Below are 24,641 nucleotides of genomic sequence, written 5' to 3' on the forward strand. Positions count from 1 at the left end.
GTTCTTGCGTCCGGTTCAGTTCTTCGGGCCGACGAGCGTTGCTACGGTCTGGGCGGCAAGTTTCAGTCGCTGGCGGACAACGGCGCGGCCGAGGATCGCCATACTGTCAAACAGCGGCAGCGAGCGCGATGAACCCGACACAGCAACGAACAGCGGCGCGACGACAACTTTCAGCTTCTTGCCCATGCGGTCGGCAATGGCGCGAAGCTCGGCTTCGACCGATTCGACATTCCATTCTAGAATCTTTTCGAGATCGGGCTGGACGGTGTTGAGGATTTCCAGCAGCTCTTCCGGTGTCGACTTGATCTTCGCGAAGGCCGCGGGATCGAGATGGAGGTCCGACTTCAACAGGAAGCCCATCAGATCAGGCAGTTCGCCGAGCTTGGAGATCCGCGACTGGGACAGCTTCAGTCCTTCGCGAAGGCGATCGTTTTCCAAGGCCCACTGAAGGACGCGGTGCTGGAAGTCCTCTTCCGAGAGCTTCTCGCGCAGCCAGCGGCCGTTGACCCAATCGAGCTTCTGGATATCGAAGATCGCTCCGGCCTTGGACAGGTTTTCAGGGTCGAACTGGGTGGCCAGCTCGTCGATGGTCAGAATCTCCTCGCCTTCGGCAATCTGTATAAAGAAAAGGCCAAGGAAATTCATCAGCGCTTCCGGCAGGTAGCCCAGCGCCGAGTAATAGGAGATCGAGGTCGGGTTCTTGCGCTTGGACAGCTTTGACTTATCGGCGTTACGCATCAGGGACAGATGCATGAACACCGGTGGTTCGAGGCCGAGATACTGGTAGATGAGGATATGCTTCGGCACCGACGCCAACCACTCTTCGCCGCGCGCGACGTGGGTAATCTTCATCAGGTGGTCGTCGACGACGTTTGCCATGTGATAGGTCGGCATGCCATCGGCCTTGAGTAGCACCTGCATGTCGACCGCATCCCACGGAATTTCGACGGGGCCGTAGACACCGTCGACAAACTTGCACGAGCCTTCAGTCGGGATCTTCATTCTGACGACGTTCGGTTCGCCCGATGCGATGCGCGTTGTAACTTCCTCGGCGGAAAGGTTGAGACAGTGGCCGTCGTATTTCGGCTGCTTGCCGGCAGCGCGCTGGGCTGCGCGCATTTCTTCCAGCCGCTCGGGCGTGCAGAAGCAATGAAAGCCGTGGCCGTTGGCAACGATCTTGTCGACGAAAGGCTTGTAGAGATCCTTGCGGTCGCTCTGCCGATAGGGGCCGTAGGGGCCGCCGACATCGGGACCTTCCGACCATTTCAGGCCGCACCACTTCAGCGCATCCAGGACCTTCTGCTCGAATTCGGGTGTCGAGCGGGTCGCGTCGGTGTCTTCGATGCGCAGGATGAATTCGCCGCCGTGTTTCTTGGCAAACAAATAGTTGAACAGCGCGACATAGGCTGTGCCGACATGGGGCTCGCCGGTCGGGGAGGGTGCGATGCGGACGCGAACGCCTGATGTGGTCATGATATCTGTCCGTGATTACGTGCGGGAGATCCTTGACGGGGCACAAGGCCAAGCCGCAGGGATCGGAGCTCCTTGGATCGGCAAATCAACTGGAAATGCCACCGTCGGCGCTGCATATCCGGCAATCTTCCGTTTGGCTGGCCTTAGGCCATATTCAACCGGGAACGTCAAGGAAAACCGCGAAACGCCACCTCCCACTTGATGGGGGAGGTCGCGCGGAACGTGCGGGTGGGGGTGACTGTTGGATGTCGCAAGGATCACCCCACCCCGGCACGCCGTGCCGACCCCCTCATCAAGGGGAGGGTGAAGTCTTGCCTCTTGTCCGCCTGTTGCGGGCGACCATGTTGAGAAATTCGACGAGGGCCGAGAAGGCCATGGCGGCGTAGACGTAGCCCTTCGGAACGTGGAAGCCCATGCCGTCGGCGATCAGCGTCGTGCCGATCATCAAGAGGAAGGCCAGTGCCAGCATGACAATCGTCGGGTTCTTCTCGATGAAATTGGCAAGCGGCGTGGCGGCGACCAGCATGACAGTAACGGCTGCGATGACAGCGACGAACATGATCGGCAGGTGCGGCGTCATGCCGACAGCGGTGATGATGCTGTCGACGGAGAAGACGAGGTCGAGCAGCAGGATCTGGCCGATCGCGGCCGCAAAGCCTGTCGTGGTGGATTTGGCGATGAAGTCGCCATCCTGATCGGCGGGGTCGACATGGTGATGAATTTCCTTGGTCGCTTTCCAGACCAGGAACAGTCCGCCGGCGATAAGGATAATGTCCTTCCAGGAAAACCCTTGGCCGAACAGCTCGAAAAGCGGCTCGGTCAGCTGGACGATCCAGGCGATGGTGCCGAGGAGGGCGAGCCGCATGACCAGTGCCAGGCCGATGCCAACTTTCCGCGCCTTTTCACGATTTTCAGGCGGAAGCTTGTTGGTAAGGATCGAGATGAAAATGAGATTGTCGATGCCGAGCACGACCTCCATCACCACCAGAGTGACCAGCGCCACCCAGGCGCCGGGATCCTGTACCAGCGACAGAATATCCTGCATCAATTATATCCCCACCTGAACACCCGGCTGAATGCCGACCGCCAATGTAGGGGCTGAAATCTGCGGGACAAGCGTGTCGCTTGTGATTTTTCCATTTTTGAGAGAGATCACCATCCTTGAGTGGATCAGGGGCGTCTCAAGCGAGCTTTTTCTGCTTTGCCCCATAGGCTGCCATGAAGACCCTGATGGCGCCGCGGATGGTATAGTCTATGTCTTCCCGGGGGGGTGCGACCTCCATGTCGCCAAACAGCCGAAGCTTGAAGAAGCTGCTGCTCGACAGGTCGAGGAAGTGACGCGCCGCCATGTCGAGATCGTCGATCTCCAGATTGCCGGCTACCACCTCGCGTGCCAGGAAATCCTTAAGGACGGTGCGCACATTCTCCGGGCCGGAAAAGAACCGGCGACAGAGCGAGGGCATCCGGTCGCGAACGCCGATGACGGTGCGCATGGCCGCGATCACCTTCTCATCGGTCAAATGGGTGACGAAGACCATGCCGAACTGATAGAGGCTGTCTTGGAGATTGTCGTGTTCGGCAAGTGCGGTGCGGATCATCGCGACAAACCGGTCGCGCTGGTCTTCCATCATCGCCGTGAACAAGTCTTCCTTATTGGCAAAATATACGTAGAGCGTGCCCTTGGAAACGCCGGCCTCGCGCGTTACGTCATTCATGCTTGCGGCGTCGAAGCCCATTTTCATGAAAACATATCGGGCGCCGTCGAGGATTTGCTGTCGCTTTGCCGGGTCTTCACCCGCAGCCCATCGCCCGCCCGCGGAAGGCTGATTGTCTTCCACTACGCTCACAAGTTTCTCTGCTGCCATCTTACTCAGGGTCGTCATCACTTTTTTCGAATAATCTTTAACCAAATCGAACCGATTGGTTCGCTATGACTTGATATGAAGTGAAAAACGATTTATGTCAACTGAACCGAACCGTTCGGTTCGACTATTTTTACCGCAAACGTCTTGGTGCTAGCTCTATGTCGTCCATTCAGAAGAACAATGTCGCACGCATTGTCAACGAGCCTGCCGATGCTGAAAATGCAGGGCCGGATGCCGTTGCATCGGTCGACGCGCCAGCTGCGGATGCCCGTAGCAACCCAGCGCCCGCCGTTTCGGCGCCGGCGCCCGGTGCCGTGCCCGCCGCTGCTCCCAAGGATGAAAAGAAGCGTCGTAGTTTGGTGTTCCCTGTCATCATGGGGCTCGCGCTGATCGGCGGCGGTTGGTACGGATATAATTGGTGGACCAACGGCCGCTTCATGGTGTCCACGGACGACGCATATATCGGCGGCGACATTGCAATCATGCAGCCGAAAGTGACCGGCTATGTCGCAAAGGTGAACGTTGTTGCCAATCAGCTGGTCAAGGCCGGCGATGTTCTCGCCACGCTCGATGATGGCGACTACCAGAACGCGCTTGCGCAGGCTCAGGCGCAGATCGTCACCGAGCAGCTCTCCCTGCAGCGTATCGACGCGCAGATCGACGGGGCCAAGGCCAGCCTCGCGCAGGCGCAGGCACAGAAGGTCGCATTGGAAGCCACGGTTCGTGGGGCGCAGATCAACCAGACCCGCGCCAGCCAATTGCAGTCCAAGGCGGTGGGTACCGCTGCCAACGTCGACAGCGCCAACATCGCGCTTGACCAGGCAAATGCCAATCTCGTCGGCGGCGATGCCAACATCAAGGCGGCCGAGGCCAACATCTCCCTCATAGAGGCGCAGCGCAAGGAAGCCGAAGGCTCGGTGCGCACGCTTGAGATCGCGAGAGACAAGGCCGCGCGCGACCTCAGCTTCACGATCCTGAAGGCTCCATTTGACGGTGTCATCGGCAACCGCTCGATCCAGGAAGGCGATCTGGTTTCTCCCGGCCAGCGGCTTATGGCGCTCGTTCCGGTGCGGCAGCTCTACATCGACGCGAACTTCAAGGAGACGCAGATCCAGCATCTGGTTCCCGGCTCGAAGGTCAACGTCCACGTGGACGCCTATGGCGACAATCCGATTGTTGGGACGGTGGAATCGATCGCGCCGGCCTCGGGCTCGGTGTTCTCGTTGCTGCCGCCGGAAAACGCGACGGGCAACTTTACCAAGGTGATCCAGCGCGTCCCGGTTCGCATCGCGCTTCCACAGGATGCGCTCGACAGCGGACGCCTGCGCGCCGGCCTCAGCGTCGTCGTCGATGTTGATACCCGCACCGCGCCGACGAACAGCGCGTCCGCGAGCAAGTAGGTTCGGAGAACCCCATGGCGTCCGCCACTGTTGCTGCCCCTGCAGGATCGGTATCAGGTCCGGCCGCCCCGGCGTCCGAGCATATGGATCCGCGCAAGCTTATCGCGTTCTTCGCGATGGTGCTCGGCATGTTCATGTCGATCCTCGACATCCAGGTCGTTTCCGCGTCATTGGCGGAAATCCAGGCCGGTCTCAGTGCCGGTTCGGACGAGATCCCGTGGGTCCAGACGGCCTATCTGATAGCGGAAGTCATCATGATCCCGCTGTCCGGAACGCTGGCGCGGATTATCTCCACGCGCTATCTTTTTGCTATTTCGGCGTTCGGTTTCACCGTTGCCAGCGGGCTCTGCGCCACGGCGACGAATATCGACCAGATGATCGTCTATCGCGCCATCCAGGGCTTCATCGGCGGCGGTATGATTCCGTCGGTCTTTGCGGCTGCGTTTACGATCTTCCCGCCATCGAAGCGTAACATCGTATCGCCGATCATCGGCCTTATCGCCACGCTGGCGCCGACCATCGGCCCGACGGTCGGCGGCTATCTCAGCCATGCTTTCTCGTGGCACTGGCTGTTCCTCGTCAATATCATCCCCGGTATCATCGTCACGATCGTCACCTGGAACTTCATCGATTTCGACAAGCCCGAGCTGTCGCTGATGAAGCGGTTCGACTGGTGGGGTCTGCTGGCGATGGCAGTGTTTCTTGGTGCGCTTGAATACGTGCTCGAAGAGGGCAACACCAACGATTGGTTCAACGACAATCGGATCGTCTTTGCGGCAGTCGCGTCGGCGATCGGTGCGATCGTATTCTTCTATCGAGCCTTCACGGTGGAGTTTCCGATCGTCGATCTCAAGGCGTTTGCCAACAGGAATTTCTCGTTTGGCTCGGTGTTCTCGTTCGTCATGGGCATCGGCCTTTATGGTCTCACCTATATCTACCCGGTCTATCTCGGTCGCATTCGCGGTTACGATTCGCTGATGATCGGCGAGACGATGTTCGTGTCCGGTCTTGCGATGTTCTTCACGGCACCGCTCGCGGGTTTTCTGTCCGGCAAGCTCGACCTCAGGCTGCTGATGGCCATCGGTTTCGTCTGCTTTGCCAGCGGCACCTGGATCATGACTGAAATCACGGCCGACTGGGACTTCTGGGAATTGTTGATTCCGCAGATCCTTCGCGGTGTCGGGCTGATGCTCTGCATGGTGCCGATCAACAATATCGCCCTTGGAACCATGCCGCCGGCGCGCATGCGCGGAGCGTCCGGCCTTTTCAACCTGACGCGAAACCTTGGTGGTGCCGTGGGCCTCGCGATCATCAACACGGTTCTCACCAATCGCCAGGACCTTCACTACATGCGAATGCGTGAAAGCGTGCATTGGGGAAATCCGCTGGCGGTCGATCAGCTGAATAGCATGGCCGGCAACTATACTTCCCACGGGATGGATGGCTCGACGGTCGCGGTCCGAGCCCTTGTCAACATGACCGAGAAACAAGCCATGGTCATGTCATTTAGCGACGTGTTCCTGATGCTGACCATCCTCTTCCTGGCGATGATCTTCGGCGTCATGATGATCAGCAAGCCAAAGCCGCCTCCAGCGAGCGCCGGCGGTGGCGGGCACTAATATCTCAGCTATTGCGTCTGCAAGGGGCTTCTCGAAACCGAGGAGCCCTTTTGCTTTTTGACCATGGCCGGTCTTAAAACGGTGTTGTGAAGAATTTTTGATTTACGTACGTCAGAATGTGGACTAATGGTCTCTCAGGAGGAGTGATGAGGCCTACCGTTCACGATATCGCCGCTGTGGCGGGCGTTAGTCTTGCGACCGTCGACCGGGTGCTGAACCAGCGTCCGGGCGTGCGCGGCGTCACACGTCAGCGCGTCGAGGAGGCGATCCGGGAGATAGGCTATGTCCGCGACGTCGCTGCAGCCAATCTCGCCAAGGGCCGCCTCTATCCGCTGGTCTTCATCCTGCCGGCGAGCGACAATTCTTTCATGCATGGCCTTCATGCCGAGGTGCGACAAGCGATCGGCCGGGCAAGTTCGGAACGCACGGATATCCGAATCATAGAGGTTCCGGCCTTCGTGCCCGCCGCTCTCGTTGCGGCTCTCGATTCTCTTGCCGTCGGCGCGACTGCGGGCGTAGCGCTTGTCGCGATCGACGCGCCGGAGGTGCGCAGCGCCGTGGATCGTCTCGTTGCGGCCGGCGTCCCCGTCGTGACGCTGGTCTCGGATCTCACCGGGACGTCGCGGCATCACTATGCCGGCGTCGACAATATTGCGGCCGGGCGAACGGCCGCGCGGTTGCTCGGGCGTTTTCTGGGCGGGCTGGAGGGTGACGTCTTGACGCTGGCCGGCTCGATGCTGGTGCGGGACCACCGCGAACGACTCGAGGGCTTTTCAGCACTGATGGCGGAGGAGTTTCCGCGACTGTCGCTATTGCCGGTTCTCGAAGGGCGCGACGATCCGGAAACGGCGAACAGGCTGATCTCGGACGCGCTTTCCAACAATGGCCGCATCATCGGCATATACAGTCTCGGCGCCGGCAATCGCGGGCTGATCAAGGCGTTGAAGGAGCGAGGGGCGCAGCGCGAGCTGACCGTCGTCGCGCATGAACTGACGGAGCATACCCGCGCGGCACTAAAGGACGGTGTCATCGACGCCGTTCTCAACCAGGATGCGGGGCATGAAGTGCGTAGCGCCATCCGGGTATTGAAAGCCCATGCGGATGGGCTCGGCCTGATCGCCGCGCAGGAGCGCATCCGCCTCGATATTTTCTTGAAGGACAATCTGCCCTGAGCGGCAGGACAAAGGGAGTAACACCATATGTATCTGGGTCTTGATCTCGGAACGTCCGGCGTCAAAGCCATGTTGATCGACGGTGATCAGAAGATCGTCGGTTCGGCCAACGGCGCGCTTGATGTCTCGCGTCCGCATCCCGGCTGGTCCGAGCAGGATCCTGCGCATTGGATCCGCGCGACGGAAGAGGCGATTGCCGGCCTGAAGGCATCGCATCCGAAGGAGCTGGCTGCCGTGCGTGGTATCGGCCTGTCCGGGCAGATGCATGGTGCGACGCTGCTCGACGCCGATGATAAAGTGCTGCGCCCCTGCATCCTCTGGAACGACACGCGCAGCTATGTCGAAGCAGCGGCGCTCGATTCCGATCCTCGTTTTCGGGCGCTCACCGGCAATATCGTCTTCCCCGGCTTTACCGCGCCGAAGCTTGCCTGGGTCGCCAAGCATGAGCCTGAGATATTCGGCAAGGTTCGCTGGGTGCTGCTGCCGAAGGACTATCTGCGCCTCTGGCTCACCGGCGAGCACATATCCGAAATGTCGGATTCCGCCGGCACGTCCTGGCTCGACACCGGCAAACGCAAATGGTCGTCGGAACTGCTTGCAGCGACCAAGCTCGATGAACGACAGATGCCGACGCTGGTCGAAGGCACCGAAGTTGCCGGCAAGCTGCGCGGCGAATTGGCCTCCAGGTGGGGGATCGCAGGCGACGCGGTTGTCGCCGGCGGGGCAGGGGACAACGCGGCCTCCGCCTGCGGCATGGGAACGGTCAGCCATGGTGCGGCCTTCGTTTCACTGGGCACGTCGGGTGTGCTTTTTGCCGCCAACGGCGCTTATCTGCCGAAGCCGGAAAGTGCTGTGCATGCATTCTGCCATGCGCTGCCTAACACCTGGCACCAGATGGGTGTCATCCTGTCCGCAACCGATGCGCTTAACTGGCATTCCGAAGTCACCGGAAAGTCGCCGTCGGAACTGACGGGCGAGCTTGGCGAGGCTTTGAAGGCGCCGTCGAGCGTTACTTTCCTTCCTTACCTGTCCGGCGAGCGTACGCCTTACAACGATGCGGCCATTCGCGGGGCCTTCATCGGCCTTGGCCATGAAAGCAGCCGTGCCGTGCTGACGCAGGCGGTGCTCGAAGGGGTCAGCTTCGCCATCCGCGACAATCTCGAAGCACTGCGTTCGGCTGGAACCGACATCGCCCGCGTCACGGCTATCGGCGGCGGATCGCGTTCGCGCTACTGGCTGGAGTCGATCGCAACGGCACTTGGCGTTCCGGTCGATTTGCCGGCTGATGGTGATTTCGGTGCTGCTTTCGGCGCTGCGCGTCTCGGGCTGATCGCTGCCACGGGTGCCGATCCGGTTGCGGTCTGCACGCCACCGGCGACGGCGGGGACTATCGAACCGGATGCGGCGCTAACGTCGGCTTATGACGGCGCTTACCAGCGCTATCGTGCGCTTTATCCGGCGATCAAGCCGTTGTCGACTTATTGACCGGGGCGCCCCTCATCCGGCCTGTCGGCCACCTTCTCCCCGTTAAGACGGGGAGAAGGACAAGCGGCAGATGCGGTCGTCCCCTCTCCCCGCCTGCGGGGAGAGGGCTAGGGTGAGGGGCATGCGCCATAACACGAACTAACCCAAACACATCCCAAGGAGGAAATGACATGAGCACCGGATTTTTTGGCGACATACAGAAGGTGAAATACGAGGGGCCGGATAGCACCAATCCGCTGGCCTTTCGCCACTACAACAAGGACGAGGTCGTTGCCGGCAAGCGGATGGAAGACCATCTGCGTTTTGCCGTTGCCTATTGGCACACGTTCACATGGCCGGGCGGTGATCCCTTCGGCGGGCAAACCTTCCTGCGTCCATGGTTCAACGACACGATGGAAGCAGCCAAGCTCAAGGCAGACGTCGCTTTCGAGTTTTTCACGCTGCTTGGTTCGCCCTATTATTGCTTCCATGACGCCGACGTGCGGCCCGAAGGCAAGAATTTTGCCGAGAACACCAGGAACCTGAACGAGATCGTCGACTACTTCGCCAAGAAGCAGTCCGACACCGGCGTCAAGCTGCTTTGGGGAACGGCGAACCTTTTCTCCAACCGCCGCTTCATGAGCGGTGCAGCGACCAATCCGGATCCTGATGTCTTCGCCTTCTCTGCCGCGACCGTGAAGACCTGCATGGACGCGACCATGAAGCTCGGCGGTGAGAACTACGTTCTCTGGGGCGGACGCGAAGGCTACGAGACGCTGCTCAACACCGACCTGAAGCGCGAGCTTGACCAGATGGGCCGCTTCCTCAACCTGGTCGTCGAATACAAACACAAGATCGGCTACAAGGGCACGATCCTGATCGAGCCGAAGCCGCAGGAGCCAACCAAGCACCAGTACGACTACGATGTCGCGACGGTCTACGGCTTCTTGAAGAAGAATGGCCTCGAGAATGAGGTGAAGGTCAATATCGAGCAGGGCCACGCGATCCTCGCCGGGCACTCCTTCGAGCATGAACTGGCGCTCGCCAATGCGCTCGGGATCTTCGGCTCGATCGACATGAACCGCAACGACTACCAGTCCGGCTGGGATACCGACCAGTTCCCGAACAACGTGCCGGAAATGTCGCTGGCCTACTACCAGGTTCTCGCCGGCGGCGGCTTCAAGTCCGGAGGCACCAACTTCGACAGCAAGCTGCGTCGCCAGTCGCTCGACCCGGAAGACCTGTTGATCGGCCACATCGGCGGTATGGATTGCTGCGCCCGCGGCCTCAAGGCGGCGGTCAAGATGATCGAGGACAAGGCACTCTCGAAGCCGCTGGCGGATCGTTACGCTGGATGGGATTCTGCTGAATCACAGAAGCTTCTCCGCGGCGAATACTCGCTCGACGACATCGCCAAGTGGGTAGAGACCAAGGACATCAACCCGCAGCCGAAGTCCGGCAAGCAGGAGCTGCTGGAAAACATCGTCAACCGCTACGTCTGATGACAAAGGCCTTCTCTCTGCCATGGCGGGGGGAAGGCTCTTTTATCTGTTACGCGGTATGCGCTTTCGCTGTCAGTTCGACGCCGAGTGCCTTCATTACCGCAATCGTTGTTTTAAGTGTTGGATTTCCGCTTTCACTGAACGAGCGATATAGCTGTTCACGGGACAGTCCGGTTTCATTGGCGATCTGTGTCATGCCCTTGGCGCGGGCAACGACCCCAAGCGCATGGGCGATGTAGCTTACGTCTTCGGTTTCAAATGCTTCAGCCATGAACGTTGCTACCGCCGCATCTGATTTCAGATCTTCCGCCGGATCATAGGTTGTAAGCCTTTCAGTCATTTTCCCTGCTCCATTCGCTTAAAATGCGCTTGGCTAATTTGATGTCCCTGACCTGCGTGCTTTTATCGCCGCCGCAAAGTAGCATTATCAGCGTTGCGCCTTGCTGGACGAAGTAGACACGATAGCTTGGGCCATAGTGGATTCGAAGCTCCCGGATCCCATCTCCAACTGCCTCTGCGTCCCCAGAATGTCCAAAGGCGAGCCTATCGAGACGTGATGCGATAATTGCTTTCGCGCGCTCATCTTTGAGACGGCTTCTCCATTTGCGAAACGTCTCAGTTTGCTTAAGCTCAAGCATAAGCCGGAAAGTAGTTTTTAAATTACAGGCTGTCAAGCTATGAACGGTAGCCTCTCAACCAACTGTTTGTAATCGATAAAAAACAGGCCGCAACTGCTTTACGTACCTCATAAATTACGCTAGCCTAATTGTCGGAGGAGTAATGGGGTGGATTCAACGGTTCATAAGGACGCTGGCCTGAGCCCGGCTGCCCTGAATTGGGCGGTACGCGTTGGATTTGTCGATGGCGGCGTATTTCCCGATATGCCGGGCCAAAGACAATGAGCATGCCCGTTTCCTCCGATGCCTCTCATGTTGCGACGCCACTTCTACAGGCGGTCGGCCTCTCCAAATCCTTTGGCATCGTCGAAGTGTTGAGAGATATCAATCTCGCCGTCAATCCCGGCGAAGTTCACGCCATTATCGGCGAGAACGGCGCCGGAAAATCGACCCTGATGCGGTTGCTGGCCGGCCATTTGCAGCCGACGCGCGGCGAAATTCGGATCGACGGAGATGCTGTCGTCCTGCATGGTCCTGTCGATGCGGAGCAGCGCGGCATCGTCTTGGTGCATCAGGAAATCCTGCTGGCGCCGGACCTGACGGTCGCACAGAATCTCTATCTCGGCCGTGAACTGCACAAGGGAATGATCGTCGACGATCGCGCCATGAACGAAGGTGCACGTCGAGCGATACGGGATCTTGGTGCCGATATCGATCCCAACATGGTCGTCAGGCGTCTTTCGATCGCGCAGCGGCAACTTGTGCAGATCGCGCGTGTGCTTCTCGTCCCGCACCGGGTCGTGATCTTCGATGAGCCGACCGCTTCGCTGACGCCAACCGAAACCGGTGCGTTGCTCAAGGTCATCAACGATATCCGCGCTCGGGGCGCGGCCGTCCTCTATATTTCCCATCGTCTGCCCGAGGTGAAGGAGATCGCCGACAGGGTGACGATCCTGCGCGACGGGCGGCTCGTCGCCACGCATCCGGCAAGCGATCTCGAAGCCGGCGACATGGCGCGGCTGATGGTCGGCCGCGACGTTGCCAAGCTTTATCCGGACCGCCACTCGGCGACAGTTCGCGAGGCGGTTCTGGAGGTCGAGGATTTCTCGGTTCCCGGATACGCACAGCATGCCTCTTTCCAGCTGCGAAAGGGCGAGATTCTCGGATTTGCTGGCTTGGTCGGGGCCGGGCGCACCGAGCTGATGGAGGGTGTGGTCGGACTTCGGACGGCTCGGGGCACCATCCGGCTCAACGGCAAGCCTGCGCATTTTCCGGATGTTCACGGCAGTTTGAAAGCCGGGATCGTCTATCTCAGCGAAGACCGCAAGGGCAAGGGCCTGCTGCTGACCAAGGATCTCCGCGTCAACCTGACGCTTGCCTCGCTCGGCAAGTTCGTCCGTTGGCTGCAGATCGACCGCGCGAAAGAGCGCGACGCGCTCGACGGCGCCATCAGGGAATTCGACATTCGCACCGGTCGCAAGGATTTGCTGGCCGGCCAGCTCTCAGGCGGAAACCAGCAGAAATTGCTGCTGGCCAAGATGATGATGCTCAATCCGGAGATCGTCATCATCGACGAGCCGACGCGCGGCATCGACATCGGTACCAAGGAACAGATCTACAAGTTCATCGCGTCACTCGCAGAGGAGGGGCGGTCCGTCATCGTCGTCTCGTCGGAAATGCCTGAACTGATCGGCATCTGCGACCGCATCCTGGTCATGCGAAGCGGGCATATTGTCGGCGAGCTGGCCGGCGAGCACATGACCGAGAACGAAATCGTTGTCCTGGCGACCGGTGTCAAAACCGGGGAGGCCGCATAGCGGAGTATCAATGACCAACCTCGCAGTAGACACTACTAAAGCGCAGAGATCCTGGAAGGACATAGACCTCAGGGCTGTGGCGCCGTTCGTGGCGCTGGCGCTGCTTCTGGTGCTTGGATCCTTTGCCAACCCCAATTTTCTCAGCATCGACAACTTGCTGAACGTCATCACCCGCAGCGCCTTCATCGCCATCATCGCGATCGGCGCGACTTTCGTCATTTCGGCAGGTGGGCTCGATCTGTCGGTGGGGGCGATGGTCGCTTTCGTCGCCAGCCTGATGATCATGTTCATCAACAGCGGCGCTATCGCCGATCCGGCCATGATGCTCGTTGCCGCGATGGTCCTGGCGGTCGCCATCGGTGCCACCTGCGGCCTTGCCAACGGATTGATCACCACGGTCGGCCGGATCGAACCGTTCATCGCAACCCTCGGTACGATGGGCATCTTTCGCGGGCTGACGACCTGGCTGTCGCAGGGCGGGGCGATCACCTTGCGCGATCCCAATATCATGAAGCTCTATCGGCCGGCCTATTTCGGCTCGGTGCTTGGCGCGCCGGTGCCGATCATCGTGATTTTCGCGATGGCCGCTATCGGCGCCTTCATTCTCTATCGCACCCGCTACGGCCGGCACGTGGTTGCCGTCGGGTCGAACGAGGACGTGGCGCGCTATTCCGGCATCTCGGTCAACCGGGTGCGAACGGCAACCTATGTCATCCAGGGGCTCTGCGTCGCCGTGGCGGTGCTGCTCTACGTGCCGCGACTCGGCTCGACGTCGGCAACGACAGGCATTCTCTGGGAACTGCAGGCGATCACCGCCGTTGTCGTCGGTGGCACTGCGCTGCGCGGCGGTGTCGGGCGCGTATGGGGCACGATCTGCGGAGCTTTCATCCTTGAGATCGTCGGCAACATCATGCTGCTGTCGAACTTCGTCAGCGAATATCTGATCGGCGCCATCCAAGGGGCGATCATCATCATCGCGATGCTCGTACAGCGCTCGCTGGTGCGGAAAACGTGAATTGGCCGGGTTGAAAGGGTCGCCCGGTCCCTGACCGAAAAGGCCCTGAATATCTCTGGGAGGAGAAAATCATGCGTAAAGCAATGTTGGGTCTGGCCTTTGCCGCGGCGGTTTTCGCCGGGGCAGTCCATGCCGAAGACAAGAAGGTGACGATCGGCGTGTCCATTCCCGCCGCCGACCATGGCTGGACCTCGGGCGTGGTGTTCCATGCCAACCGCGTGGCCAAGCTGCTGATGGCGCAACATCCGGGTCTCAACGTCATCGTCAAGACGTCTCCCGATGCGGCAAGCCAGGCGAATGCGGTACAGGATCTCGAGACTCAAGGGATCGACGCGCTGGTCATCCTGCCTTCGGATCCGGATCCGCTGGTCAACGCCATCAAAGAAGTCAAGGACAAGGGCAAGTTCGTCGCGATCGTCGACCGTGCGCCTAGCACCAACGACAGCACGATCCGCGATCTCTATGTTGCCGGCAACAACCCGGCGCTTGGCCAGACGGCCGGCGAATACATCAAGGCCAACACGCCGGATGCGCAAGTCGTCGTCATTCGCGGCCTGCCGATCCCGATCGACCAGCAGCGCCAGGATGGTTTTGACAAGGGCATCGCCGGCTCGAACGTCAAGGTTCTCGATCGCCAGTTCGGCAACTGGAACCGCGACGACGCCTTCAAGGTCATGCAGGACTATCTGACGAAGTATCCGAAGATCGATGTTGTCTGGTGCCAGGACGATGACATGGCCGTCGGCGTGCTGCAGGCGATCGATCAGGCGAAGCGCACCGATATCAAGTATGTCATCGCCGGCGCCGGCTCGAAGGACATGGTCAAGAAGGTCATGGACGGCGACAAGCTGATCCCGGTCGACGTGCTTTATCCGCCGGCAATGGTTGGAACCGCACTGGAACTGACGGCTGCCAATTTCTACGGCCAGGTTCCTGTCCGCGGCACCTACCTCGTCGATGCGACGCTGGTGACCAAGGACAATGCAAAGGATTTCTACTTCCCGGATTCACCGTTCTGATCACGCGATTTCGATGCGCCCATCCACAAGGGGTGGGCGCATTTTCCTGTTATTCCGTTGAAGCATCCGGCGAGGTGGACGCATGTTCTTGCGGTCGTTCGGACCGCGTGCTTAGGTCGCCGCCGGGTTGACTTTCGGCGTCTGCGCTAAATCTATCTCAATGGCACAAAGGTGCCTTGCCCTCGCAAAATTGCGTGTTAAAACATACCATAAACGTTTACGGTCGACGTTCAGGGAGGAATTCGACATGAAGACCATCAAAGGCCCAGCTTTGTTTCTTGGGCAGTTCGCTGGTGATGCGGCGCCATTCAATTCCTGGGATGCCATCACCAAATGGGCCGCGGACACGGGCTATCTGGGCGTGCAGGTGCCGACATGGGCGAGCCAGCTGATCGACCTCAAGAAGGCCGCCACTTCCAAGGACTATTGCGACGAATTTGCCGGCAAGGCGCGCGAGAACGGCGTCGAAGTCACCGAGCTTTCGACCCATCTTCAGGGCCAGCTGGTCGCCGTGCATCCGGCCTATGACGAGGCCTTTGATGGGTTCGCGGCGCCGGAAGTGCGTGGCAATCCGAAGGCACGGCAGGAATGGGCCGTCGAGCAGGTGAAGATGGCGCTTACGGCCTCGAAGCATCTAGGCATCAAGGCGCATGCGACTTTCTCCGGCGCGCTTGCCTGGCCGTTCATGTATCCTTGGCCCCAGCGCCCGGCTGGTCTCGTCGAGACCGCCTTCGAGGAGCTCGCACGTCGCTGGAAGCCGATCCTCGATCATGCGGACGCCCAGGGCGTGGACGTCTGCTACGAAATTCATCCGGGCGAGGACCTCCACGACGGCATCACCTTCGAAATGTTTCTGGAGCGCGTCGGCAATCATCCGCGCGCCAACATGCTCTACGATCCTTCGCACTACATCCTGCAGTGCCTCGACTATCTCGACAATATCGACATCTACAAAGACCGTATCAAGATGTTCCACGTCAAGGATGCCGAGTTCAATCCGACCGGGCGCCAGGGCGTCTATGGCGGTTACCAGGGCTGGGTGGAACGGGCCGGTCGCTTCCGCTCGCTCGGAGACGGCCAGGTCGATTTCGGCGCCGTCTTTTCGAAGATGACGGCCAATAATTTCGACGGCTGGGCCGTGGTCGAATGGGAATGTGCGCTTAAGCATCCGGAAGACGGCGCGCGCGAAGGCGCCGAGTTCGTCAAGGCGCATATTATTCGCGTCACGGAGAAAGCCTTCGACGATTTTGCCGGGAGTGGAACGGATCAGGCGGCTAATAAGAGGATGTTGGGGCTTTAGGGCTGTTCCGAAGTCGTGGCGGCACCCCCCTCTGTCGGCGACGCCGACATCTCCCCCACAAGGGGGGAGATTGACCGCAACGTCTCTGCGCCCCTGACCGCTGCGGAATGCGCGTGGGAAAGAACAATCTCCCCCCTTGTGGGGGAGATGTCACGGAGTGACAGAGGGGGGTTACCCTCCGCAAGAAATTCAAATTTCCAGGAGAAACAAATGGCTATCGAAGGTTCATCGGAAGAAGCGCGCGAGCCGCGTATTCGTCTTGGCATGGTCGGCGGTGGGGCGGGTGCTTTCATCGGCGCGGTGCACCGGATTGCGGCCCGGATTGACGACCAGTTCGATCTCGTCGCCGGCGCGCTTTCGGCCTCGCCAGAGAAAGCTCAGGCGTCCGGCCGCGATCTCGGCCTAGACCCGTCGCGCACCTATTCCAGCTATCGCGAGATGGCGATCCGCGAGGCGAAGCTGAAGAACGGCATCGAGGCGGTTTCGATCGTCACGCCGAACCATGTTCACTACGATGCGGCCAAGGAGTTTCTCAGGCGCGGCATCCATGTCATCTGCGACAAGCCGCTGACATCGAACCTCGCCGATGCCAAGAAGCTGAAGAAGATCGCCGACGAGAGCGGCGCGCTATTCGTATTGACCCACAATTACACCGGCTATCCCATGGTCCGTCAGGCACGCGAAATGGTGGCGAACGGCGAGCTCGGCGACATCCGGATCGTCCAGGCGGAATATCCGCAGGATTGGCTGACGGAGGCGATCGAGCAATCGGGCCAGAAGCAGGCCGCGTGGCGCACGGACCCGGCTCAATCAGGCGTCGGCGGCTCGACCGGCGATATCGGTACCCATGCCTATAATCTTGCTGCCTTCATCACCGGGCTGGAGCTGGATAGCCTGGCTGCCGACCTCGACAGCTTCGTCGAAGGACGGCGCCTGGACGACAATGCTCACGTCATGTTGCGCTTCAAGGCAAAGGGCGCCGAGAAGCCGGCCAAGGGCATGCTCTGGTGCAGCCAGGTCGCCCCGGGCCACGAGAACGGCCTGATGGTTCGCGTCTATGGCACCAAGGGCGGCCTCGAGTGGACGCAGAAGGACCCGAACTATCTCTGGTACACGCCGTTCGGCGAGCAGAAGCGTCTGATCACCCGCAACGGTGCCGGATCCGGTCCTGCGGCCGCCCGTGTGTCCCGTGTGCCATCGGGCCATCCGGAAGGCTATCTCGAAGCATTCGCAACGATCTATGCCGAGGCTGCCCGCGCCATCAACGCGGTCAAGAAGGGCAAGGCGGTCGATCCGGCCGTCGTCTACCCAACCGTTGACGACGGGGTGAAGGGTGTCGCCTTCGTCGAGGCCTGTGTTGCCTCCTCGAAGCGCAATGGTGCCTGGATCAAGCTCTAGGGAATATCGAGACAGCGGCTGGTTCTCCGGCCGCTGTTTGCTCGTTTTTCGGCTGTAACGTTGCAGTCTTGTTATTTCGGGGCTGTACAAGGCTATTTGGCCTGGTCTAAACCGCTTCAGCGATTGGCGGCAGGTTTGGGAGAAACAAATTGTCCAAGATTGATCCGAAGAAATTTGCCGAACGCTTTCCGGGCGATTTCACGTTTGGCGTGGCGACCGCCGCCTTCCAGATCGAAGGCGCGACAAAGGCCGACGGTCGTAAGCCATCCATCTGGGATGCCTTTTCGAACATGCCGGGGCGCGTCTACCATCGCGACAACGGCGACGTGGCGTGCGACCACTACAACAGGTTGGATCAGGACCTCGATCTCATCAAGGAGATGGGTGTCGACGCCTATCGTTTCTCGATCGCCTGGCCGCGGATCATTCCCGAAGGAACAGGCCCGATCAACGAGGCAGGCCTCGATTTCTACGACCGCCTGATCGATGGCTGCAAGGCGCGGGGCATCAAGACCTTCGCGACGCTCTATCATTGGGACCTGCCTCTGGCGCTGATGGGCGAGGGCGGATGGACCGCACGCTCGACTGCCTATGCCTACCAGCGCTATACCAAGACAGTGATGGCCCGCCTCGGCGACCGTCTGGATTCGGTTGCGACCTTCAATGAGCCCTGGTGCATCGTCTGGCTCAGCCACCTTTACGGTATCCACGCGCCGGGCGAACGCAATATGGAAGCGGCTCTTGCCGCCATGCATCATATCAACCTGGCGCACGGCCTTGGCGTCGAAGCGATCAGGGCGGAAGCGCCGAAGGTGCCGGTTGGCCTGGTTTTGAATGCTGCCTCGATCATTCCGGGGTCAGAAAGCGATGCCGACAAGGGAGCTGTCGAGCGGGCGCACCAGTTCCACAACGGTGCCTTTTTTGATCCGGTCTTCAAGGGTGCGTATCCGAAGGAGTTCCTCGAGGCGCTCGGGGATCGCATGCCGACCGTCGAGGAAGGCGATCTCAAGCTGATCAATCAGAAACTCGACTGGTGGGGGCTGAACTACTACAAGCCCGATCGCGTGTTCGACGATGCGACGAAGGCTGGCGACTTTCCGTGGACGACCGAAGCGCCGCCGATCAGCGACAAAAAAACCGACATCGGCTGGGAGATCTATGCGCCGGGCCTGAAGCTGCTCGTCGAGGACCTCAACAGGCGCTATGATCTGCCGGAATGCTACATTACCGAGAATGGTGCCGCCTATAACATGGGCGTGGTCAACGGCGAGGTCGATGACCAGCCGCGGCTCGACTATTACATCGAGCATCTCGGTGTCGCTGCCGATCTGATCAAGGACGGTTATCCGATGCGCGGCTATTTTGCCTGGAGCCTGATGGATAATTTCGAATGGGCTGAAGGTTACCGCATGCGTTTCGGTCTCGTTCATGTCGATTACGAGACGCAGGTACGAACCGTCAAGAAGAGCGGTAAGTGGTACAGCGAGCTGGCCAGGCTGTTTCCGAAGGGAAATCACAAGACGGTGTGAGACGGTAGTCCGAATCGTCGTTTCGCTGTAATTCAGGCGGATGATCGAAAAGCAGTCGAGATTCTACGCACTCTGCGGCAGCCAGCGACGGGCTTCCACGAATCGGGCGTTGCTCGAGGCTCTCAGTGCGGCAGCTCCGGACTATATCGCAATCGAAATATGCGAGTTGATCGGCGACCTGCCGATCTTCAATCCTGACCGCGAGGGCGAATTCACGCCTGAGATCGTCGAGGCGTTCGCAGCCAAGATCCGCGCCGCAGACGGGCTGATTGTCGCCTGTCCCGAATATGCGCACGGAATTCCGGGCGGCCTCAAGAACGCACTCGACTGGCTCGTTTCCCGCGACGAGGTGCCGTTCAAGCCTGTTATGATCGCCCATTCGTCCCATCGGGGTCAGCTGGTGTTGTCACAGCTTAGGGATATCCTGACGACCATGTCGCTGCTGATTGTGGAGGACGCGTTCCTGCAATTGGCCTTGGTCGGCAAATCCCAAGAGGCGCAGCGTGCGCTTTTAGCCGAGGCAAAGTCGGAGGGGCTGCTGGACGCAAGCCTTCGAGAGTTTGTCGAATTCATCGCTCGCCTTTAGGTCGCGGCTGCCAGCACCACCTCGAATGTTGAACGATGCAGCGCGTGCTGTCGATATTGCGACGCACCCTTAACCGTTTTTGAAGAATAGACGGGCACACTCCGGCCATTAGAGGGTGAGTATATTGTTGAAATTTTTCAAATTACTAAAGGGTAATACATCGCCCGGCGGGCACTCCATTGTAATGGCCGTTCTGTTTTCTTTTGCCCTTGTAGTAACAATCGTTACGATCATGGTGCTGACAGCGGTCGGCCGAGTCGCGGATTATTCCAATCGTCTTGACGACGCCAGGTCCAGCGAAACCATCTCAGGGGCACTGAAGACACTACAATCACAGCTTGTGGCCACACTTGATGATTATACCGCATGGGACGATGCCGCGCTGCATGTCTACACCCCGGATGGGCAAAGCTGGGTGATCAGAAATTATGGCGAAGCGTCGGCCAACAGTTTGCTGTACGACATGTCGGTCGTGGTCGACGAGGACGGGAACACGATCATGGCCTATCACAACGGCAAGCCTTTCAACGGCACGATCGATGAATTCTTCGGACCGCCGTTGAAGACGCTGGTCGATCAGATCAAAGGAATGAGCGCGACAGGTAAGCCCGAGATCGGCGGCTTCATACGTACGCAGGTCGGGCTGGCGGTGGTCGGCGTTTCGCTTGTGCGCGAAAAATCCGGTGCACTTCCCGTCCCGAACAGCCAGCGGCGTTATCTTATCTTGTCCCGCCCGCTCGATGCAGCAAAAATACAGCGCCTCGGAGAGACCTACGTCATCGCTGGTCTTCGCCTTGTCCCTCCCAGTTTCAACGCAGCATATTCCGTGCTTCTCACGGATCCACTCGGATCGTCGATCGGACGGATGGTCTGGACGTCGCGAGCACCGGGTGACCTCAGCTATGCGCAAGCGCAGCCGTTGGTCATCAAGGCGCTGGGCCTTGTCGGGATGTTCTTCGTTGTCTTGCTGATCATCGGCTCGCTCGCCGGTCGTCGTCTTCGGGCGGGTGAGGCAGCGTCGCGGGACGCCGCGTTGCGCGATCGATTGAGCGGGCTGCTCAATCGGGAGGGCATGCGACTTGGCTTCGAGCAGTTGGTCGAGACCGCCCGGGCCGAGGGCAGCAACGTGCTGTTTCTCTATCTCGACCTGGATGGGTTCAAGGAGGTCAACGATTCCTACGGGCATGGGACGGGCGATCAGCTGATCCGGGCTGTCGCGGCCGGTCTGACGGTGCTGGCTCCTGACGAGGCGGTCCTTGCGCGTCTCGGCGGAGATGAATTTGCCATCGCTTTCGCTGCGACTGAGCTCAATCACGGTCCGGCACTCAGTCTCGCCGAGCGGGTGCTCGATTTCCTCGCTGAGCCGCTGCAGATCGGGCAGCGCGTTATCGTCATTGGGGCCAGTATCGGTATAGCCTCTTCGCCGGAAGGTCGTGTCTGCCACGAGGAGGTGGTACGGCGCGCCGATCTTGCCATGTACAAGGCGAAGGAATCGGGTCGAGCCTGCATGGCTTGCTACGACACTGCATTGGATATCGATCGTGAGGAGCGAAACGCGCTTGAGCTTGATTTGCGTGATGCCATCGAAGACGAAAGGCTAACCGTCGTCTACCAGCCTCTCGTCGACGCGGATACACATGAGATGCTCGGGGTGGAGGCTCTGGTGCGTTGGGACCGCCCGGGGCATGGCCCTGTTTCTCCGGAAGTCTTTATTCCGGTGGCGGAAACCAGCGGTCTCATCGAAGCGCTTGGCTTGTTCGTCCTGCGTCGAGCCTGCGAAGCGACAATGGGCTGGCCAGGCCTCAGAGTGTCGGTAAACGTCTCGCCAGGTCAGTTCCGCAATCCGGCCTTCGCGGACTATGTCCGCAACGTGCTGAAGGAGACAGGGATCGCTGCGGAACGAGTGACGCTCGAAATTACCGAAGGTTACATCATCCAAAATCCGCAGCGGACGCTCAAGTCCATCGAACGGTTGAAGGCGCTCGGCGTCAAGATCGCGCTCGACGATTTTGGATCGGGCTTCTCGTCGATCGGCTATCTAAGGCAGTTTGGCTTCGATCGCATCAAGATCGACAAATCGTTGACCATGGGCGTGCTCGAAGGCAACAGCGCCAGAGACATGCTGCAGGCGACGGTCGCCCTGGCACGATCGCTCGATATACCGGTGACTGCAGAGGGCATAGAGACGGAGGGGCAGGGGATCGCCGTGCGGCTCTTCGGCTGCCGCCAGCTACAAGGCTATTTCTTTGGCAGGCCCATGGCGGATGTCGAGATCGGCAGGCGGCTTGCGGCGCAAAGAGCGAGCGAGGACGATCAGGTCGCTGCCTGAATCTTCAGCCGCCGATGTGCTCGTGACCACGCTTCCTTGCTAGTGCGATCTGGCGTTGACGCTCACGGTAGCGCTCGCGATCTTCCTCGGTTCGGCTGCTGTAGCAATTGCTGCAGGAGACGCCCGCCTCATAGAACGACGACACGACCTCCTCTGCGGTGATCGGCGTCCGGCAGGCATGGCATAATTTGTGCGAGCCTTCCTTCAATCCATGTTCGACGGAGACCCGCTCGTCGAAGACGAAGCAGGCGCCTTCCCAAAGGCTTTCTTCGGCCGGGATGTCTTCCAGATATTTCAGGATGCCACCTTTGAGGTGGTAGACTTCGTCGAAGCCCTGTTCCTTCATGTAGGCAGTTGCCTTTTCGCAGCGAATGCCGCCGGTGCAGTACATCGCGATCTTCGGCTTGTCGTGCAGGCTGCCGTTGTTTTTCACCCATTCCGGAAACTCGCGGAAGGTCTTCGTCTTCGGGTCGAGCGCCCCGCGGAAGACCCCGATTGCGGTTTCGTAGTCGTTGCGGGTGTCGATGACGATGGTGTCGGGGTCGGAGATCAGCGCGTTCCAGTCCTTCGGCGCCACGTAGGTGCCGACGATATGGGTCGGGTCGATATTCTCAACGCCCATGGTGACGATCTCTTTCTTGAGCTTCACCTTCATGCGCACGAAGGGCATCTTCGACGCGCGGCTTTCCTTGTGCTCCAGGGTCGCAAATTCAGGCTGGGCGCGGAGGAAAGCCAGGACGGCGCCGATGGCGGCATCCGTACCGGCGATCGTGCCATTGATGCCCTCGCGAGCAAGAAGAAGCGTTCCCTTGACGCCATTCTGGTCGCACATCGCCTGCAGCGGCTCGCGGAATGCTTCGAACTGGGAAAACGCGACGAAATGATAGAGCGCGGCAACAAGGAATGTGCCGTCAGCTTTCGGATGCTGGGTGAAGAGGTCGTCTGTCATGCGCCGGAAATACAGGGTCGGAGGCCGTCAGGCAATCATGATTTGCGTTTGGGGCCAAGCTGGTTATCGGCCTGCCTGTCGCCATAGATGTTCTATCATCTTCGCTTCGCGGTCGGGATCGTCTGAAAACACATGGGCGGCTTTTTCGAGCGAGACGCTCCGGGCGGATTGCTGCCGGGAGATAATGGCTTCCAGCAGCCGTGCCTGGTCGTCGCTTTGCGTGAAGAGATCGGTCTCCTGATTGACGACTTCGGAAAGGGCCGCGAGGTCGTGGTAGCGGCCGAGAACGTCCACCAGCGCCTTGGCTTCCATCTCTTTGGCGTACATGGCGGCAGGCCAGAGATCGCGCAACAATGCGTGATACATCCAATAGTTCTGGCTCTGTTTGCGCAATTCGTGGAACTGGTCGGTGTGGGCTTCCGTTCGACATCCCGTCAGCGCCTCTGCGGCCCTCCGGCAGGTCTTCCTCCAGCTCTTTTTCAGCAGGCTGGCGACGTCGTGCTTGTTGTTCTTGAACGAGACATCGTCGAGCGCGGTCATTGCATTTCGGCAAATTTCGATTGCCTCGGCGGTCCTTGTCTCGATGTCGGTTTCGCCGCGCACCAGCCAATCGCGTCGCGCGATCAACGTGTCGGCTATTCGCGACAGCGCCGCCGCTTCATCTTCCGACGTCGCGGTCTCATGCAGGTATTTGCCGATCTCGACGAGGGCGGTCGCCTCGCGAAAGACGGCGAGCGATTTCGCGGCGTCCCGAAGGCGTTGATTTTCATGCTCGTAAAATTCCGGCAGATGTCTGACTGCCAGCCTGTAAAGCCCTCGGGTTCGCTTCAGATGTTTCCGGGCGGCGTGAATGCCGTCGTGCAGGCCGTCCGGTCGTTCCCGCAGAACTGCCATGGCCTTCTCAAGTTGCCCACCAGCGGCCGCACGGACTTCGTCGTCGAACGGCTTACTCGGCCGAATTCTATAGCCCATTGTACTCCTGCTCGAATTGCAGAGCGAGCGCCTGATTAGAATAGCGGTACTGGCCGGTCACCTCGTCACCTACCCAGTCGGGGAGTTCGGGATTATCGCTCTCATCACCCATTTCGACCTCGGCGATGACCAGACCCTCATGGGCACCCTCGAAAACGTCGACCTCCCACACAAAGCCCTTGAAAGGCACGTTGTGACGCGTTTTCCTGATCACCAGGCCGATCGCGGTCCCGATCAGTTCTTCTGCGTCCGCAACGGGGATCGCATATTCGAACTCGTCCCGGGTCATGGTGCGGCCGATCTTGACGGTGAGCGTCGCGATGTGGCCGTTCTCCAGTCTTACCCGCACCGAGCGATCCTCCATCGAGGAAATATAGGCTTGCCGGAGCGACCGCGTGTTGGAAACGAAATTTCGCCAACCGTCGCTTCGAACCAAGAATTTCCGCTCGATCTCTTTCGCCATATGCCCGACATGCTCCGTCCGCATTGTGCCGCATCGACGCTAGCGGAAGTTTGAGGCATTTCCTACCCACGGCGTGTCATTGCCTGCTTTTGTCTCGACAAGAAGATCGGGGAGGGCTATTCGAAACCTCGGATTTTCAATCGTTTTAAGGG

General features: G+C 59.6%; 21 protein-coding genes. 13 read left to right on the forward strand and 8 right to left on the reverse strand.

Going from position 1 to position 24,641, the window contains the following annotated elements; translation table 11 throughout:
* Positions 1–15: 15 nt before the first annotated feature.
* From gltX to CPY51_RS28925, 3 genes are all read right to left on the reverse strand, one after another.
* A complete protein-coding gene (gltX, locus tag CPY51_RS28915; RefSeq protein WP_111163686.1) occupies positions 16–1,473 on the reverse strand; it encodes a glutamate--tRNA ligase in 1,458 nt (485 codons plus the stop codon).
* A gap of 292 nt (positions 1,474–1,765) precedes the next feature.
* A complete protein-coding gene (locus CPY51_RS28920) occupies positions 1,766–2,518 on the reverse strand; it encodes a TerC family protein (protein ID WP_111163688.1) in 753 nt (250 codons plus the stop codon).
* Between the two features lie 136 nt (positions 2,519–2,654).
* Complete coding sequence (locus CPY51_RS28925) at positions 2,655–3,356, reverse strand: TetR/AcrR family transcriptional regulator (protein ID WP_420820758.1); 702 nt, start codon at positions 3,354–3,356, stop codon at positions 2,655–2,657.
* A 140-nt stretch (positions 3,357–3,496) separates the two neighbouring features.
* Here CPY51_RS28925 and CPY51_RS28930 point away from each other — a divergent pair, with 140 nt between their 5' ends.
* The 5 genes from CPY51_RS28930 (at position 3,497) to xylA (ending at position 10,495) form a co-directional block, all read left to right on the forward strand.
* Positions 3,497–4,738 (forward strand): HlyD family secretion protein, encoded by a 1,242-nt coding sequence (locus tag CPY51_RS28930; protein WP_111163690.1) that lies wholly within the window; start codon positions 3,497–3,499, stop codon positions 4,736–4,738.
* Between the two features lie 14 nt (positions 4,739–4,752).
* A complete protein-coding gene (locus tag CPY51_RS28935) occupies positions 4,753–6,357 on the forward strand; it encodes a DHA2 family efflux MFS transporter permease subunit (protein ID WP_111163692.1) in 1,605 nt (534 codons plus the stop codon).
* Between the two features lie 146 nt (positions 6,358–6,503).
* Entirely contained in the window at positions 6,504–7,529 is a 1,026-nt protein-coding gene (locus CPY51_RS28940) for a LacI family DNA-binding transcriptional regulator (RefSeq protein WP_111163694.1), read from the forward strand.
* A 27-nt stretch (positions 7,530–7,556) separates the two neighbouring features.
* The gene (xylB, locus tag CPY51_RS28945; RefSeq protein ID WP_111163696.1) at positions 7,557–9,014 is read left to right on the forward strand and encodes a xylulokinase; all 1,458 of its coding nucleotides are present in this window, start codon (positions 7,557–7,559) and stop codon (positions 9,012–9,014) included.
* Positions 9,015–9,184: 170 nt separating this feature from the next.
* Complete coding sequence (xylA, locus tag CPY51_RS28950; protein ID WP_111163698.1) at positions 9,185–10,495, forward strand: xylose isomerase; 1,311 nt, start codon at positions 9,185–9,187, stop codon at positions 10,493–10,495.
* 49 nt (positions 10,496–10,544) lie between these two features.
* Here the strand turns inward: xylA and CPY51_RS28955 are convergent, their stop codons facing one another.
* Both CPY51_RS28955 and CPY51_RS28960 read right to left on the reverse strand, forming a co-directional pair.
* A complete protein-coding gene (locus tag CPY51_RS28955; protein ID WP_111163700.1) occupies positions 10,545–10,835 on the reverse strand; it encodes an addiction module antidote protein in 291 nt (96 codons plus the stop codon).
* Positions 10,828–11,133 carry a type II toxin-antitoxin system RelE/ParE family toxin gene (locus tag CPY51_RS28960; protein WP_111163702.1) on the reverse strand — a complete coding sequence of 102 codons (306 nt, stop codon included), beginning with the start codon at positions 11,131–11,133 and terminating at the stop codon, positions 10,828–10,830. The genes CPY51_RS28955 and CPY51_RS28960 overlap by 8 nt, the downstream gene beginning before the upstream one ends.
* A 266-nt stretch (positions 11,134–11,399) precedes the next feature.
* On the opposite strand from CPY51_RS28960, the gene CPY51_RS28965 reads away from it, so the two are divergent.
* The 8 genes from CPY51_RS28965 to CPY51_RS29005 all read left to right on the forward strand — a co-directional run bounded on the left by CPY51_RS28965 (position 11,400) and on the right by CPY51_RS29005 (position 22,105).
* Complete coding sequence (locus CPY51_RS28965; protein ID WP_111163808.1) at positions 11,400–12,929, forward strand: sugar ABC transporter ATP-binding protein; 1,530 nt, start codon at positions 11,400–11,402, stop codon at positions 12,927–12,929.
* Positions 12,930–12,939: 10 nt separating this feature from the next.
* Positions 12,940–13,944 carry an ABC transporter permease gene (locus tag CPY51_RS28970; protein WP_111163704.1) on the forward strand — a complete coding sequence of 335 codons (1,005 nt, stop codon included), beginning with the start codon at positions 12,940–12,942 and terminating at the stop codon, positions 13,942–13,944.
* A 71-nt stretch (positions 13,945–14,015) separates the two neighbouring features.
* The gene (locus CPY51_RS28975; RefSeq protein WP_111163706.1) at positions 14,016–14,963 is read left to right on the forward strand and encodes a substrate-binding domain-containing protein; all 948 of its coding nucleotides are present in this window, start codon (positions 14,016–14,018) and stop codon (positions 14,961–14,963) included.
* Between the two features lie 247 nt (positions 14,964–15,210).
* Complete coding sequence (locus CPY51_RS28980) at positions 15,211–16,263, forward strand: sugar phosphate isomerase/epimerase family protein (RefSeq protein WP_111163708.1); 1,053 nt, start codon at positions 15,211–15,213, stop codon at positions 16,261–16,263.
* A 210-nt stretch (positions 16,264–16,473) separates the two neighbouring features.
* Positions 16,474–17,661 (forward strand): Gfo/Idh/MocA family protein, encoded by a 1,188-nt coding sequence (locus CPY51_RS28990; protein ID WP_111163710.1) that lies wholly within the window; start codon positions 16,474–16,476, stop codon positions 17,659–17,661.
* A gap of 158 nt (positions 17,662–17,819) precedes the next feature.
* The gene (locus CPY51_RS28995) at positions 17,820–19,190 is read left to right on the forward strand and encodes a GH1 family beta-glucosidase (protein ID WP_111163811.1); all 1,371 of its coding nucleotides are present in this window, start codon (positions 17,820–17,822) and stop codon (positions 19,188–19,190) included.
* A 40-nt stretch (positions 19,191–19,230) separates the two neighbouring features.
* Positions 19,231–19,776 (forward strand): NADPH-dependent FMN reductase, encoded by a 546-nt coding sequence (locus tag CPY51_RS29000; protein WP_111163711.1) that lies wholly within the window; start codon positions 19,231–19,233, stop codon positions 19,774–19,776.
* A gap of 184 nt (positions 19,777–19,960) precedes the next feature.
* Positions 19,961–22,105, forward strand: coding sequence for a bifunctional diguanylate cyclase/phosphodiesterase (locus tag CPY51_RS29005; RefSeq protein WP_111163713.1), 2,145 nt, complete (start codon positions 19,961–19,963; stop codon positions 22,103–22,105).
* 4 nt (positions 22,106–22,109) lie between these two features.
* On the opposite strand, the gene trhO is transcribed toward CPY51_RS29005, so the two are convergent.
* The 3 genes from trhO to CPY51_RS29020 all read right to left on the reverse strand — a co-directional run bounded on the left by trhO (position 22,110) and on the right by CPY51_RS29020 (position 24,489).
* The gene (gene trhO / locus CPY51_RS29010) at positions 22,110–23,054 is read right to left on the reverse strand and encodes an oxygen-dependent tRNA uridine(34) hydroxylase TrhO (RefSeq protein ID WP_111163715.1); all 945 of its coding nucleotides are present in this window, start codon (positions 23,052–23,054) and stop codon (positions 22,110–22,112) included.
* 63 nt (positions 23,055–23,117) lie between these two features.
* On the reverse strand, positions 23,118–24,026 hold the full coding sequence (locus tag CPY51_RS29015; protein WP_111163717.1) for a CHAD domain-containing protein: 909 nt from the start codon (positions 24,024–24,026) through the stop codon (positions 23,118–23,120).
* The gene (locus tag CPY51_RS29020; protein ID WP_111163813.1) at positions 24,016–24,489 is read right to left on the reverse strand and encodes a CYTH domain-containing protein; all 474 of its coding nucleotides are present in this window, start codon (positions 24,487–24,489) and stop codon (positions 24,016–24,018) included. Before CPY51_RS29020 ends, CPY51_RS29015 begins: the two co-directional genes overlap by 11 nt.
* Positions 24,490–24,641: the final 152 nt, after the last annotated feature.

The organism is Arminella tubonensis (assembly GCF_003240585.1).
In the GTDB taxonomy this organism is placed as follows: Bacteria; Pseudomonadota; Alphaproteobacteria; order Rhizobiales; family Rhizobiaceae; genus Rhizobium; species Rhizobium tubonense.